The sequence below is a fragment of the Laspinema olomoucense D3b genome, assembly GCF_025370785.1.
Lineage (GTDB): Bacteria > Cyanobacteriota > Cyanobacteriia > Cyanobacteriales > Laspinemataceae > Laspinema > Laspinema olomoucense.
The window spans coordinates 168,761-182,482 of record NZ_JAMXFA010000008.1; the positions used below are offsets into that span (position 1 = coordinate 168,761).

Sequence of the window (13,722 nt, forward strand, 5' to 3'; positions counted from 1 at the left end):
ATTCCCGAAAAAAATCTTTACATAAGACCTAAAAGAAGTAAGGAGGAAAAAAGGATAGGATAAAGACGTAGAAAGGATTCAGAGGCAATTATGTCGAGGCGCAAAGGCAAAAAATCAATGAAGGATGAGGGCAGTATTTGGGATGAACCGAAAACAGCCAGACTGAACGCATCCTTAACTCCAACAGGATATAAGGGCCTTAAAGCTTTGGGTAAACGTCTGAGTCTATCCATTAGTGAAATAATCGAACGCCTGGGCAGACAAGAGTTACAATTGCCGACAGTCCCTCAAAAAAAAATAGAATATGGTGAAATCCTCCGTAGTCTTCCCCAGTTCAGTCCCAAGGTCCTAGTCCTCATTGCCTCTAAAGCTCTGAATTTGGCTAAAAATCGGCTAGACTACGATTCACCAACACTCCCAGATTTACTCAGTGGGCTGGATTTGTCCGAATTATCCGACAATTCTCTGATTCCTCTTGATGATTTACAGCAATTAATTCAAGGTGACCGTCCCCCTACCCAAGGCGAGATTATTCAACTTGCTTCGGCTTTGGATATGAATTATGAAGATTTAGCTAAATTGCTTAACGGTTATCAACAAGTTAAAGATTATGAACAACTTCCCAAATGATTGCGATGTGATATTAAACGAACAAGGATTAACTTTATTATGTGATTCAGTAGAAGTAGCCAGGAATTTATTGAAACAACCAGCAGCGATCGCCACTTGGGCTGTAAGACTTCGTTCCAAAGAAGCCTTCATCAAATGCCCGGTCAGCCAAGGTTTTCGTGTTTTTCGAGTTCCCGTAAGTTTAGCTGAAGAACAACCTGAATCTAAACCAGTTACCCGAGATGAAAATTGGATATTTAATGGGGAAATTTGTTTAAACAAAACATTGATTCAAATTCTTAATCGGATGGTCGAATCTGAAAGACCTATGGCTTTGGTGGAGATGATGACTGACCGACAACTTTGGATTAATGACCCGATGCAACAACTTCTCCAAACTCCTGCTTCCGAAGCTACACAACGTTGTATGAAAGATTTCTGGTTACCGGGTGATTTGGATATTTTGAAACAACGTTGTCATCAAGAAAGTCAATTTGTTCATAATTATGAGGGGGGATTGAATCCTACAGTTTGGGCTGAGTTGACTACTGAATTTGAATTAATAGAAGCTGGTGATAAATTTTATCGACTGGCTACTAATCTTGATACGGTCACTAAATCTCATCCTTATGCAACAAGTTAATTGGTTGAAGGTCAGAAAATTATTAATGATTACTGTAACCATCACTTTAGTTTTAATAGTCGTGATTGCTTTAGCAATTGATTGGTGGAGAGCCAGAGATGGTTATTGTGTTCAATATAAACCTGATGGTTCTAGGCAATTACTTTATGGTTCGGATTGCTTTAACAATCCAAACTAATCTTAGATACTGCCTATAATATATTTCATATTAACAATTTTTTGCTTGTCTTTATTCTTAATAAATAAAAGATTGCAGATTGCCCACATGAAAAGACTCAAGAAAAAGCGAAGAGGGACCCCGTTGCTAGAACCAATGAACTCATCAAGATTAGACCAAAATAGGCCATCCGATTGGAGCGTAAACTCCCCACTCGTTCCTGATTCGGCCCAACTCTATTGTGAGCTACCCCATGAACACCGCTGACTCCGATTGCAAGACCGACTCAGCAAACTGGGCGATCGCAGCCCAACCGCGATAGAACAACCCATAAGGGCTGCGATAACCCTTCTCTGTCCAACCGGGAAGGCACTGTTTCGAGGCAGCAGCGGCAAAAGTTTCGGAAATAGAATCTAGGCCCCTATCGCCCAACATACCCTCCAAACGCAAATCTTCCGCGCAGATATGCCAGGTGGCACCGGCATCGGTTTGAATGTTCACAAAATTTACGGAATCGGGTTCAGTTGTTACGGTGACAAATTCCCCGGTGGCTGGATGTTCCGGTTTGACGACCAAGACCCGATCGCCTTCGTTGACGGGAGAAGCGGGGATGGGGTGAGCCATTTGCGCCAGGAGCGATTTATAAGTTTCAACCTGGGGATTTTGTGCGGGGGTGGTTGGTTGTTGGGAGTTTTGTGTTTGTTCGGCTAATTCGGCTTCTAAGGCCATGACTTTGGCGACCAAAGTTGAATTATCGCTGTACTTCATATTTTGTTTGGATGCCGCCATCTCTGAAGCTAAGGCGTCGTAACGTTGCTGGGTTTGGTCAAGTTGACTTAGCAGTTGTTGATTCTGCTGTCTTAACTGCTCCAGGACTGCATCAGACCGGGTGGCTTCGACTTGAGCTAATTGTTGTTGGAGTAGGTGAATCTCTAAATCTTTCTGGGCATTTTCCTGGATAAGTCCTTGGAGTTCTTGGTTTTCTTGTTCGAGGCGATCGCGCTGGGCTTGGAGTGCATGAATCAGGGCAGTTGCTTTGTCCGCTTCTTTAAGTTGCGCCGACAGGTCCCGGACTTGCCGTTCCAGTTGCGCCACTCGGTCTGGAGATTTGGGGACGGCTGGAGCGAGTTTTTGTTGGGCTAAGGCTTGTTGGAGATGATGATGCTTGGCTACGGCCTTGCCAGAGTTTCCTGCTTCAGCTTGGGCCAAATTCTGGACACAGGCGCGAAATTCTTGGGAAGCTGTGGGGTCGAGTCCCAACCCGCGCTCTATCCATTTGAGTTGCGCTTCCGGAACCACTTCATCAGAGGAAGCGCAGTTGGCAAGGAAGGCGCTAATCGCCGGGTTAGTTTTGCGTTTGTGTTGGGATTTGATGAGTTTGGAGATGTTCCAGTCGGTCAGGGTTTGGACCGCTTCAACCAAATGGTCGGTGAGGACCACCGGCTCGGCGGCATTCGGTTGGGACATTTGAGCTAGACGTAATGCCTCCGCTTGCAGGGTCGCGAGACTTTCCTCATCCATCTCGCAGGAGGCATAGGAGATTAAACGCCAATCGGCAAGGGTGGCGGGCTGCCCTAAAGTAATCGTTTTCCGGGTCTGACGGATGCTGGCGACGGTTTGTTTGCCCGATTTGAGCAATTTTACGAGCAGGTGCTCATCGCTGATTTTGGTGAGTTCTTTGACAGCGCTGATGGACCAGGATTGGACCGAGTTGAGGATGAGCTTCTGGATGCGCTGACGTTGGCCGTCAAACCATTCTGAAATCTGGATGAGCGACCGGGCCATCCAAGTCGAACCCCCGAAGTCGGAGGATTCTAGCCACTCGTCAAACAGTTGAGCCCCTTCGGTCGAACCATTCTCTTCGCAAAGTTCTTGGAGGATTTGACGGAAACTGCGCCCAATCTCAAGGCCGGTAACGAATGTGTGTTGAACAAAACTGAAAAATTGCTGTAAGGTCTCCAGGGCTTCGGTTTGGAGTTCCTGGGAGCCGAAAGTGCTGTAATCGTAATCTAAACGGAGGTTTAGCAGAACTGGGCTAAACGGTTTAGCTGTAGATGCTTGTAGGGTATTCATGGTATGGTAGATGCAGTATTTATTTTTGGTCTAGGCGAGGTGGTACTCGCCTTTTTGCTGGCTTAATTTTATCGATTAATCGAAAATTCGTCAATCTCGGGAATTGTACATAATTGTAAACAACTCATCCAGGGACTCTAGATCGAAGTAGTTAATCAAGGCGCATAACGTTCCTTTGTCAAACCTCTTAGCGGTGTTTTCTCGGATATTGCGCAGGGCTGCTGCTCCAATTTTTGTCGCTTCACTTAGCTCCTGTTGAGTCAGACCCCGCTCCTCCATTAACTCGTCTAGTCGGCAATGAAGCTCGATTTCAACGTTTTGAAGTGCTGGTCTTTTGTTCGGTGGTGTGTATGGAGGGGGTTGTCTAGCAGGCATGGACCTAGTTGATTTGGCAATAAACACTCAAATCGTATTGTCCCTTGCTTGGTAGATTTCTGTCTGTGAAGGACAGTTGATGGTGGCTTATTTTGGCGGCGATCGCCTGATCAATGACCACAGGGGACCCATATAGTCAAAGACTTTGCCGAAACGGAGGTCTGGTCTCATGGCAATTAGTTTTATAGGGATGGGTCTCCCGTTGCTGCGGGGGACTTTTTTGTATCGACTATTTGTCTTCTTCTGGTTCAAACCTCAGCAAATCATCGATCGCCAAGTCTGAGCGTCCAGTTTCTTTTCTGACCCAATCTCGAAGTTTGACCAAGGTGGCAAACTCAGATTTTGTTAAAAGTCCAGATTTAGCAGAGGACAAAGTTCGCCGATCTATCTTGTTGCCTTCGAGCAGAAGTTGCTCATACACCGAGGCAATTGATTTGCCGGAGGGCCAATATGGGCTTAGATCAACGTAGACTTTCTCTTTCACAGCGTTACTTTGGTACTGATTCGACGGTCTACGCTGATGTTGCCATACTTCTATGCTATTACGTTGACGTGCAGACGTCAATACATCAAAGTAAAGAGCGAAAATTGGCGAATTATTTCAGGGAATCTGGCTAGAGGTTCTAGCCGTAGACTCTTGTCGGTTATCCATCAAAAACCTCCTTGTTGACGGCATCGACGCTTGAGCCGGTTAGTTTGAGCATCCAGTTGCTGGCACCAAGTCTTAGAGTCTGACTAGGGTAAGCCTTAACCGGGTTTGGCTGATGACAACCTTAGTCAATCAACCTTGCTGCCTTCTCAAAAGTCTAGAAAAAGCAAAGTGACCGAAACGAAATCATTCTAGGCACTTGACTGTTTCCCTTTTAGCTAATTTTTCGGGTTTTGTCAAGGCCAAACTAAAAATGCTTAAAGCCTTGCCAGCAAATATTTTTGGCTATTTTTGGCTCTTGACATAAAAATTAAGAAAAGTAAACAAATTTTGAGAAAAGCGAAGGCGCTTTGCTATTTGTCGGAAATTCACCCCACAATAGATTGGGACAGTATGGAAGGTAGAGTGTGACGAGTCGAAGTCAGAGATTGTCAGATCTGTTGCTGTTTCTGGAAAGCCAGATGTTGGCTCCACCAGAGGAGCGGGAGCCTATATTGCTCGAATACCTCAATCGAGTGGGGCCAACTAGCAGTGTGACCAGCTTAAAACGCTGGAAAGCGGGTGAGCAGTTTCCTTGGCGCTCGAAGCGGATTTTGTTGGCACAGGCTATCGGCTGTACCCATCCGGAACTAGATCGATTTTTGCTCAAGGGAGAACCTGAAAATTCACAAGTGTTTTTTGTTCGATTACCTGAGTTGCTGCCAGAATACCGCACACGTAAAGCTGAAATTAAAATTTCGGTTAGTTCTGAGGTGGGAATTTTAGAGGGTATGGAGGTTTTAAATCATCAACTTTTGCAGATGAGTCAACGAAATTCGTTTGGTTCATATAAAAAGTTACTAAATATTTTAGAAGCTCGAATTGATTTGCTCGATATAGAATCAATGATAGTTTTAAAATCTAAACTTTCTGAAGCTATTGAATTAAAAATAAACCGATTAAATTTGGCTCAAGAGAAGTCTTCCAATCAGGGGGAAACCTTTGGTTCTATTTTGGCAAATAAAAATCTTGTCCAAATTTCTCAATATACGCAAATTCCCCGGGCCAGATTGGAGGAAATTGCCAATTCACAAGTCAAACCTTCTGATGGAGAACTTTCTTTGCTTGAAGGGTGTTTAGATATATCTTTGGAAGAGCTTATACGAATTCGGGCAACCACCCAGTATCAAATCAATAAGGATAGGCTGTTATGAGTAATAGAATGAGATTGTTCTCCCTGGAGGCTGAATTTTGATGAGTCATGCTACGGCGATCGCTGCTATTCCTGAACCGGGACAGCTTGTAGAAGTTCGAGGCCGCCGGTTTGCAGTGACTGATGTTCGCGCCTCTACCCTCCCCTATGATGCCTTGCGATCGCAACCTCACAAACCGCAGCATCTGGTTAGTCTCTCTTCGGTGGAGGATGATGCTCTCGGCGAAGAGTTGCAAGTGATTTGGGAGTTGGAACCCGGGGCGATCGTCTATGAGAAAATGGAGTTGCCTTATCCCAGTGGGTTCGATACTCCGGAACGATTGGCGGCATTTTTAGATGCGGTGCGCTGGGGGGCCTCTTCTACGGCAGATTTGCGATCGGTGCAGTCTCCGTTTAGAAGTGGGATTGATATTGAAGATTACCAACTCGATCCAGTGGTCCGGGCAATTCAAATGCCTCGGGTCAATTTATTGATTGCTGATGATGTGGGTTTGGGGAAAACCATTGAGGCGGGGTTGGTGGCGCAGGAGTTGATTTTGCGTCAGCGATCGCGCCGAATTTTAATTGTCTGTCCCTCTTCCTTGCAGGTGCAGTGGCAGGAACAAATGCGGGATAAATTTGGGTTGGATTTCCGCATTGTCAACAGCGATTTGATGCGAGATTTGCGCCGGAATCGCGGATTGCACGTTAATCCCTGGCAGCATTTTCCTCGATTGATTACTTCGATTGATTTTCTCAAGCGCGATCGCCCCTTGCGGTTGATGCGAGAAGCGTTACCGGCAGAAGGGGAATCGGTTTATCCCCGCCGGTTTGATTTATTAATTGTGGATGAAGCGCACAATATTGCCCCTTCTGGTGGGGGTCGCTATGCGGTAGATTCCCAACGAACTGCTGCGATTCGGTTATTAGTGCCGCATTTCGAGCATAAATTATTCCTCACGGCGACGCCTCATAATGGGTATTTAGAAAGTTTTACCGCCTTGTTGGAGTTACTCGATTCCCAACGTTTTGCCCGGGGGATTATTCCCGATCGCAATCAATTGCAGGTGGTTATGGTACGCCGGTTAAAGCGAGAACTGCCCCCGCGTTGGGATGGGACGCCACGTTTTGCCCAACGGCAATTGGCAGCGATTCCCGTGGACTATTCGCCAGAAGAAAAGCGCGCCAATGAGTTATTAAATAATTATACCACATGGCGGCGCAAAGATGCTACAGATAAAATGGAATTGTATGCCACAGAATTTGTTTTAAAGTTATTGAAAAAGCGGCTATTTTCTTGCCCTGCTGCTTTTTTAAGTACCTTGGAAAAGCATCAAATTTCCTTGGAAGAAGCGAAGCGTAAAAGCAGTCGGACGATTGGAAAACCGAATGCGGGAATTTTGCGGCGGCAGTTGGAAGAAATAGAGGAAGATTTTGCTGATGATGATTTATATGAAGAATCTACCGACGATGCGATCGCCACAACTTCCCGGTTATTTCGAGAGTTGACTCCTCGGGAACGCCACGCCCTTGATGAACTCAAAACTTGGGCGGAAAGCGCCTCTCGTCGTCCCGACTCGAAGGCGCGGGAATTGTTGAATTGGATTGAGACTCATATCAAACCGGGGGGCAAGTGGTCAACGGAACGGGTAATTATTTTCACGGAATATCGGGCAACTCAGAAATGGTTGTATGATTTATTGGCGGGACAGGGATTAGCAGAAGGCGATCGCCTGATGACCTTGTATGGGGGAATGAATTCGGAAGACCGCGAACGGATTAAAGCGGCATTTCAGGCAGGGGCCGATGTCTCAGATGTGCGGATTTTATTGGCAACGGATGCCGCATCTGAAGGGTTGGATTTGCAGAATCATTGTTCTAATTTAATTCACTATGAAATTCCCTGGAATCCCAACCGCATGGAACAGCGGAATGGACGAATCGATCGCCACGGACAGAAAGCGCCCCAGGTGATGATTTATCATTTTGTCGGCAAAAGCTATCAAGAACAAGCAACCACAGGCATTCGTCCGGGGGATTTGGAAGGGGATTTAGAATTTTTGATGCGGGCGGCATTGAAAATCAACAATATTCGGGAAGATTTAGGGAAAGTCGGTCCGGTTATTGCCCAACAAGTAGAGGAAGCAATGTTGGGTCGCCGGGTGAGTTTAGATACGACTGTTGCTGAAAAAAGCTCAGAACCCGTTCGCCAAATGTTGAAATTTGAGCGAAAAGTGCGGGACCAAATTGAGAAATTAAAAGAGCAATTTGAGGAAACTCGCAGCAATTTAAGACTGACTCCGGACAATATTGAGGCGGTGGTCAAGATTGGGTTAGAAATTGCCCAGCAACCGCCTTTAATTCCCGTTCGTAGGGACTCCTTTAGGAGTCATACCCAAGATATAACCCCTGAAGGGGGGACGTTGAACCTTTATTATTTGCCTGCATTGAGTGGAAGTTGGGCCAGTTGTAGTACAGGGTTGGCCCATCCCCATACCGGAGAAATTCGGCCTATTGCCTTCGATCCAGATGTGACGCGGGGACGGGATAATGTGGTATTGGTGCATCTGAATCATCGCTTGGTTCAGATGTGTTTACGACTGTTGAGGGCGGAAGTTTGGTCCCGAGAAAGTAATAAGAATTTACATCGGGTGACCGTTGAAGTGCTGCCCTCCAATTCTAGTGAATTTCCCGTGGTAGTTGCTTATGGGCGGTTAGTCATTTTAGGGGGAGATTCTCAACGGTTGCATGAAGAAATGCTTGTTGCTGGGGGAGTGATTAAGCAAGGCAAGTTTGAAAAATTGGGGGTGGTGAAACTCCAGGAGTTGATAGCATCGGCGAAAGCAGAACCAGTTCCGGAGACGATGAGTCAAAAATTAGTGGAACTTTGGCCGAATTATGCCGAATCCTTGTTAAAACATTTGGAAAACCGAATGCGCGATCGCACGGCATCTTTAGAAAAATCATTGCAGGAGCGGTGTGATCAAGAAGTTGCCGATATCAGGGCTATTCTCACGGAGTTAAAAACCAGTATTGAACAAGAGTTAGCAGAACCGGAGTTTATGCAATTAGAACTGACGCTAGGTTTAAGCGACACCGAACGCACGCAATTTGACCGGGATATCAATAGTCTGAAGGCGCGATTAGCGGAGATCCCCAAAGAAATCGAACGGGAAACCGCTGCAGTTCGCCAACGATTTGCACAACCTAGTCCCCGATTATTTCCTCTGGCGATTACCTATTTGGTTCCGAAGCGCTTAATCTAACCGTTTGTAGTAACCCCTTTAGGGGTTGCACCATCTTATGACTCCTAAAGGAGTCACTACAAACAAAGAGTTCGTCCGCCGAAGTGACGGACATAGCCCGAACCGATTCGTACAATCCAGATTTGAGCATCAGGATGAGTGGATTCAAGCCGATCGCAAGCGGCAATTTCACTCTTATCGACTTCAAAATCTCCCGTTTCTAAATCGATCGCCACAATCTTGCCCTCATTACCTTCCTCTACTTGTGGGCGAACCTTATATTCATAAATCTCATCCCCAAGGCGGGCGAATTCCTCTTTACTGTAGCGGGGTTGTCTAATGGTCATCAGTTAAACTTTCCTAAAATGGCTTCAACGGATTAATTTTAGGGGTTGTGGTTTGATAGCGAAAACCATTGGGGGCCGATCGCCTCCGCAGATTAACGCGATCGCCCTGCCGGTTGTCGGTATGATAGGTTTAGACCCCTATTCTTCCTAAACCATGTCTATTCCCCGTCATCACGCTGAATGGTTGTCCCTGGTTGAAGCATCCGGTCCCTTTTTGAATATGGATGTGTTGTTGCAAGCATTTCCCCAGGGGTTGGATTCCCATGACCCGGACTCGTTTCGGACCCTTAAACAAGCGTATCAAGAATGGCAGGAGAATAGGACCGATCGCGCGATTCACCAGATCTGGATTGAGTGGGTGTTGCGGGAGGTGTTGGAATTTCCCGATGAGGTATTGTTAACGGGACAGCAGGTGCCTGCCGGACTGGCAGTAACGATCGCCGAACATCAGGAAACCCTCCGTCCCAATTGGGTTGTGGCGCATCCTGATACAGGAAAACCTCGGGTATTGGTGCAATTTGTTCCCCCGAAACAAGGGTTAGAAAAGCAGATGGGGGGTTCCCGGTGGATGGCATCCCCGGCAACGCAGATGATGGAATTGTTACGGGGGACGGGAGTGGCATTGGGACTCGTCACCAATGGCGAACATTGGATGCTGGTGAATGCGCCTCGGGGTGGGGTGGAACTGTTACCGGGGGTGAAATACCAGAATCCCTCGCCCACGGTGAGTTATATTTCCTGGTATGCCAACCTCTGGATTGAGGAAAAGGTAACCTTACGCGCCTTTAGAAGTTTGCTGGGAGTTCGGCGATTCTTTGGGGTGGAGGATGAGGAAACCCTAGAAGCGCTATTGGCGAAAAGTGCTGATTCTCAGGAAGAAGTCACCAATCAGTTAGGGTTTCAGGTTCGCAAAGCGGTTGAAGTGTTGGTGCAGAAATTCGATAAAATCGACCAAGACCGTAACCGGACCTTATTAAAAAATATCTCCGAGAGGGAACTGTACGAAGCGGCGCTATTTGTGATGATGCGCTTGGTGTTCCTGTTTTCCGCAGAGGAGAAAGGGTTGCTGCTGCTGGGCGATCGCCTCTATGACCAATATTATGCCGTTTCGACCCTGCGCGCCGAGTTGCGAGAAATGGCGGATAAGTACGGGGAGGAAATTTTAGAACGGCGTCACGATGCTTGGTGTCGTCTGCTGGCAACCTTTCGGGCGGTGTTTGGCGGCGTGGAACATGACTTATTGCGCTTGCCTGCCTACGGGGGAGATTTATTCGACCCCGATAAATTCCCCTTTTTGGAAGGCAGAAGCGGGGGGAATTGGGGGGAGAGTTTGGCGCAACCCATTCCCGTCGATAACCGGACGGTGTTACACCTGTTGGAAGCGTTGCAAATCTTGCAGGTGAAAGTGCCAGGAGGGGGAACCGAAGCGCGACGCTTGTCATTTCGGGCCCTGGAAGTGGAACAAATCGGCCATGTTTATGAGGGGTTGTTAGACCATACCATTGTGCGGGCCAGTTCTCCAGTGTTGGGGTTAGTGGGGACAAAGGATAAAGAACCGGAAGTGTCTCTGGATGAGTTAGAGGCGCAGTCGCAGAAAGGGGAAACGGAACTGATTCAGTTTCTGCAAAAAGTAACCGGGCGATCGAAATCAGCATTAGAGAAATTAGTTCGTAGTGACTCCTTCAGGAGTCAGGCAACCCCTGAAGGGGTGACACCAAACGAGGGTAAATTTTTAGTTGCTTGTAATAATGATGGGCAACTGTGGGAACGGGTGAAACCATTTTCTGAGTTAATTCGCCTGGATACCTTTGGATATCCGGCGATCGTTCCTGCTGGGAGTGTGTTTGTCACTCAAGGAAGTGACAGACGGGAAACGGGAACCCACTACACCCCGAAGACATTAACCGAGGAAATTGTTCGCTATACTTTGGAACCGTTGGTTTATCGCGGAGTAGCGGAAGGGAAACCCAAGGAAGACTGGCAACTCAAATCAGCAGCAGAGTTGCTGAATCTGAAAATTTGCGATATGGCGATGGGTTCCGGGGCCTTTCTGGTCCAGACTTGTCGCTATTTAGCACAACGCTTGGTAGAAACCTGGAAAGTTCGTAGTGACTCCTCCAGGAGTCATCAAAAGGCAACCCCTTCAGGGGTTACTACAAACGTGATACCTGAAGGTAATCCGTCTAAACCGGAGTTGTCCGAAACCTTGATACCCGAGGATGCGGATGAACGGTTAACCCTTGCCAAGCGGATTGTGGTGGAACGCTGTATCTATGGAGTGGATAAGAATCCCTTGGCAGTGGAAATGGCGAAATTATCCTTATGGTTGGAAACCTTACAGAAGGATAAACCCTTTACCTTTTTGGATCATGCCCTCAAATGCGGGGATTCCTTGGTGGGAGTCACCCTGGAACAGTTGCGCTGTTGGAATTTGGATACTTCCGAGGGGGTACAGCTAGACTTGGGTAGCGATTTAGTCCGTCGGGAAATTGATGAGGCGATTCAGTTGCGGGTGCAAATTACCGCTAAACCGGCGGATACTCCCCAAGAACAAGCAGAAAAGGCCAGATTACTCTCTCTGGCAAATGCGCGAATTAAGGATTTACAAGACCGTTGCAATTTGTTGGTGGGGAGTTATTTAGCCCAGGGAAATGCTAAACAACGGGATGCGATTCGTCAGAAATTGTTATTAGTGGCGAAGGGAGAAAATGATATCTCAGAAAAAGACCGCGCCAAGTTACCGGATTTAGAAACCTTACGCCCTTTCCACTGGGAACTCGAATTCCCAGAAGTCTTCCTCACCAATTCCTCACCCTCTCCCCTTCATCCTTCATCCCTCATCCCTCATCTTTCCTCACCTTCTCCCCTTCATCCTTCATCCTTCATCCTTCATCCTTCCACCTCCGGCTTTCATGCCTTAGTCGGTAATCCCCCATTTATGGGAGGGAAAAAAATAACTGGAACGTTAGGAACGCCTTATCGAGATTATCTAGTAGACTGGCTGGCAACAGGTAAAAAAGGCTGTGCAGATTTATGCGCCTATTTCTTCCTGCGGGGACAACAATTAATCCAGGAAAATGGCGCGTTTGGGTTAGTGGCAACCAATACCATCTCCCAAGGAGATACCCGGGAAGTGGGGTTAGACCAATTAGTAGAGAAAGGTGGCCTGATTTTCCGCGCCGTTCCCAGTCGTCCTTGGCCGGGAACTGCCAGTTTAGAAGTGGGATATATCTGGTTGCGTCAGGGGAAATGGCAGGGAGAGTTTGTTTTAGATGATCATCCCGTTTCGGGAATTACTCCTTATTTAACTGTACCGGGTAAAGCCTTGGGACAACCCCATCGGTTAGCCGCAAATCAGGGAAAATCTTTTATTGGTTCCTATGTATTGGGGATGGGGTTTGTTTTAACTCTAGAGGAAGCACAAACCTTGATTGCAAAAGACCCGCGCAATCAAGAAGTGTTGTTTCCTTATTTGAATGGACAGGATTTAAACTCGAATTCCGACCAGTCGCCGAGTCGCTGGGTGATTAATTTCTTCGATTGGCCTTTGGATGCGGAACAGGATGACCCGAAAAAGCCCACAGGCCCACCTTATGCGGTTGATTATCCTGATTGTTGGGCAATTCTTGAAAAAAAGGTTAAGCCAGAAAGGGCAAAAGTAAAGCGAAAAGTTTACCGTGAAAGGTGGTGGCAATATGCAGAGAAACAACCAGCACTTCAAAAGGCGATCGCGGTGTGCGATCGGGTAATAGCTTTATCATTGGTAAATAACCACTTGGGTTTTGCATTTAGCAATAAAAATATAGTATTTGCTCATAGATTAGCCATTTTCCCTTTAGCTAACTGGAAATTTTTTAGCTTACTTCAATCTAATTTTCATTATCAATGGTCATGGGAATATAGTTCAACGTTAAGAAAAGATATAAACTACTCTCCCTCAGATTGCTTTGAAACCTTCCCCTTCCCCCCCGTTTGTAGTGACTCCTTCAGGAGTCATCAAAATGCAACCCCTAAAGGGGGGACATTGAACGAGTTAGAAGAAATTGGGGAAGAATACTACACCCACCGCCAACAAATCATGCAAAACCGCCAGGAGGGACTCACCAAAACCTACAACCGCTTTCACGACCCCGAGGAAACAGCCGAAGACATCCAAACCCTGCGAGAATTGCATCAGAAAATGGATAACGCCGTTGCCACTGCCTACGGTTGGACCGATTTAGACCTCAGTCACGGATTCCACGAAACCAAACAGGGACTCCGGTTTACCATTAGCGAAGAGGCGAGACGGGAGGTATTAGACCGCCTCTTACAACTCAACCATCAACGCTACGCCGAGGAAGTCGCCGCTGGATTGCATGATAAAAAAAAGGGTAAGAGTAAAGGGAAGAAAAGTTCTAAAACTACCAGTCCACCGGATCAAATGAGTTTGTTTTAAGAGTACATTTCAAAA

Annotated in this window: 10 protein-coding genes; 6 read left to right on the forward strand and 4 right to left on the reverse strand. The window is 46.8% G+C overall.

Features of this window, described 5'->3' with window-relative positions:
• Positions 1-90 precede the first annotated feature (90 nt).
• The 3 genes from NG792_RS08420 to NG792_RS08430 are packed head-to-tail and all read left to right on the forward strand — an operon-like array spanning position 91 to position 1,430.
• Positions 91-630 (forward strand): hypothetical protein, encoded by a 540-nt coding sequence (locus NG792_RS08420; RefSeq protein ID WP_261235168.1) that lies wholly within the window; start codon positions 91-93, stop codon positions 628-630.
• A complete protein-coding gene (locus NG792_RS08425; protein ID WP_261235169.1) occupies positions 611-1,252 on the forward strand; it encodes a hypothetical protein in 642 nt (213 codons plus the stop codon). Before NG792_RS08420 ends, NG792_RS08425 begins: the two co-directional genes overlap by 20 nt.
• Positions 1,239-1,430, forward strand: coding sequence for a hypothetical protein (locus tag NG792_RS08430; protein WP_261235170.1), 192 nt, complete (start codon positions 1,239-1,241; stop codon positions 1,428-1,430). The genes NG792_RS08425 and NG792_RS08430 overlap by 14 nt, the downstream gene beginning before the upstream one ends.
• Positions 1,431-1,655: 225 nt before the next feature.
• Here NG792_RS08430 and NG792_RS08435 read toward each other — a convergent pair whose 3' ends face one another.
• From NG792_RS08435 to NG792_RS08445, 3 genes are all read right to left on the reverse strand, one after another.
• Entirely contained in the window at positions 1,656-3,482 is a 1,827-nt protein-coding gene (locus NG792_RS08435; RefSeq protein ID WP_261235171.1) for a hypothetical protein, read from the reverse strand.
• Positions 3,483-3,572: 90 nt separating this feature from the next.
• Positions 3,573-3,857, reverse strand: a complete 285-nt coding sequence (locus tag NG792_RS08440) for a helix-turn-helix domain-containing protein (protein WP_261235172.1) — start codon at positions 3,855-3,857, stop codon at positions 3,573-3,575.
• A gap of 229 nt (positions 3,858-4,086) precedes the next feature.
• Positions 4,087-4,341 (reverse strand): hypothetical protein, encoded by a 255-nt coding sequence (locus NG792_RS08445; RefSeq protein WP_261235173.1) that lies wholly within the window; start codon positions 4,339-4,341, stop codon positions 4,087-4,089.
• A 593-nt stretch (positions 4,342-4,934) separates the two neighbouring features.
• Between NG792_RS08445 and NG792_RS08450 the strand changes: the two genes are divergently transcribed.
• Positions 4,935-5,699, forward strand: a complete 765-nt coding sequence (locus NG792_RS08450) for a hypothetical protein (RefSeq protein ID WP_261235174.1) — start codon at positions 4,935-4,937, stop codon at positions 5,697-5,699.
• Positions 5,700-5,739: 40 nt separating this feature from the next.
• Complete coding sequence (gene drmD / locus NG792_RS08455) at positions 5,740-8,943, forward strand: DISARM system SNF2-like helicase DrmD (protein ID WP_261235175.1); 3,204 nt, start codon at positions 5,740-5,742, stop codon at positions 8,941-8,943.
• 56 nt (positions 8,944-8,999) lie between these two features.
• On the opposite strand, the gene NG792_RS08460 is transcribed toward drmD, so the two are convergent.
• Positions 9,000-9,269 (reverse strand): hypothetical protein, encoded by a 270-nt coding sequence (locus NG792_RS08460; protein ID WP_261235176.1) that lies wholly within the window; start codon positions 9,267-9,269, stop codon positions 9,000-9,002.
• 154 nt (positions 9,270-9,423) lie between these two features.
• Here NG792_RS08460 and NG792_RS08465 point away from each other — a divergent pair, with 154 nt between their 5' ends.
• The gene (locus tag NG792_RS08465; protein WP_261235177.1) at positions 9,424-13,707 is read left to right on the forward strand and encodes a BREX-1 system adenine-specific DNA-methyltransferase PglX; all 4,284 of its coding nucleotides are present in this window, start codon (positions 9,424-9,426) and stop codon (positions 13,705-13,707) included.
• Positions 13,708-13,722 lie beyond the last annotated feature (15 nt).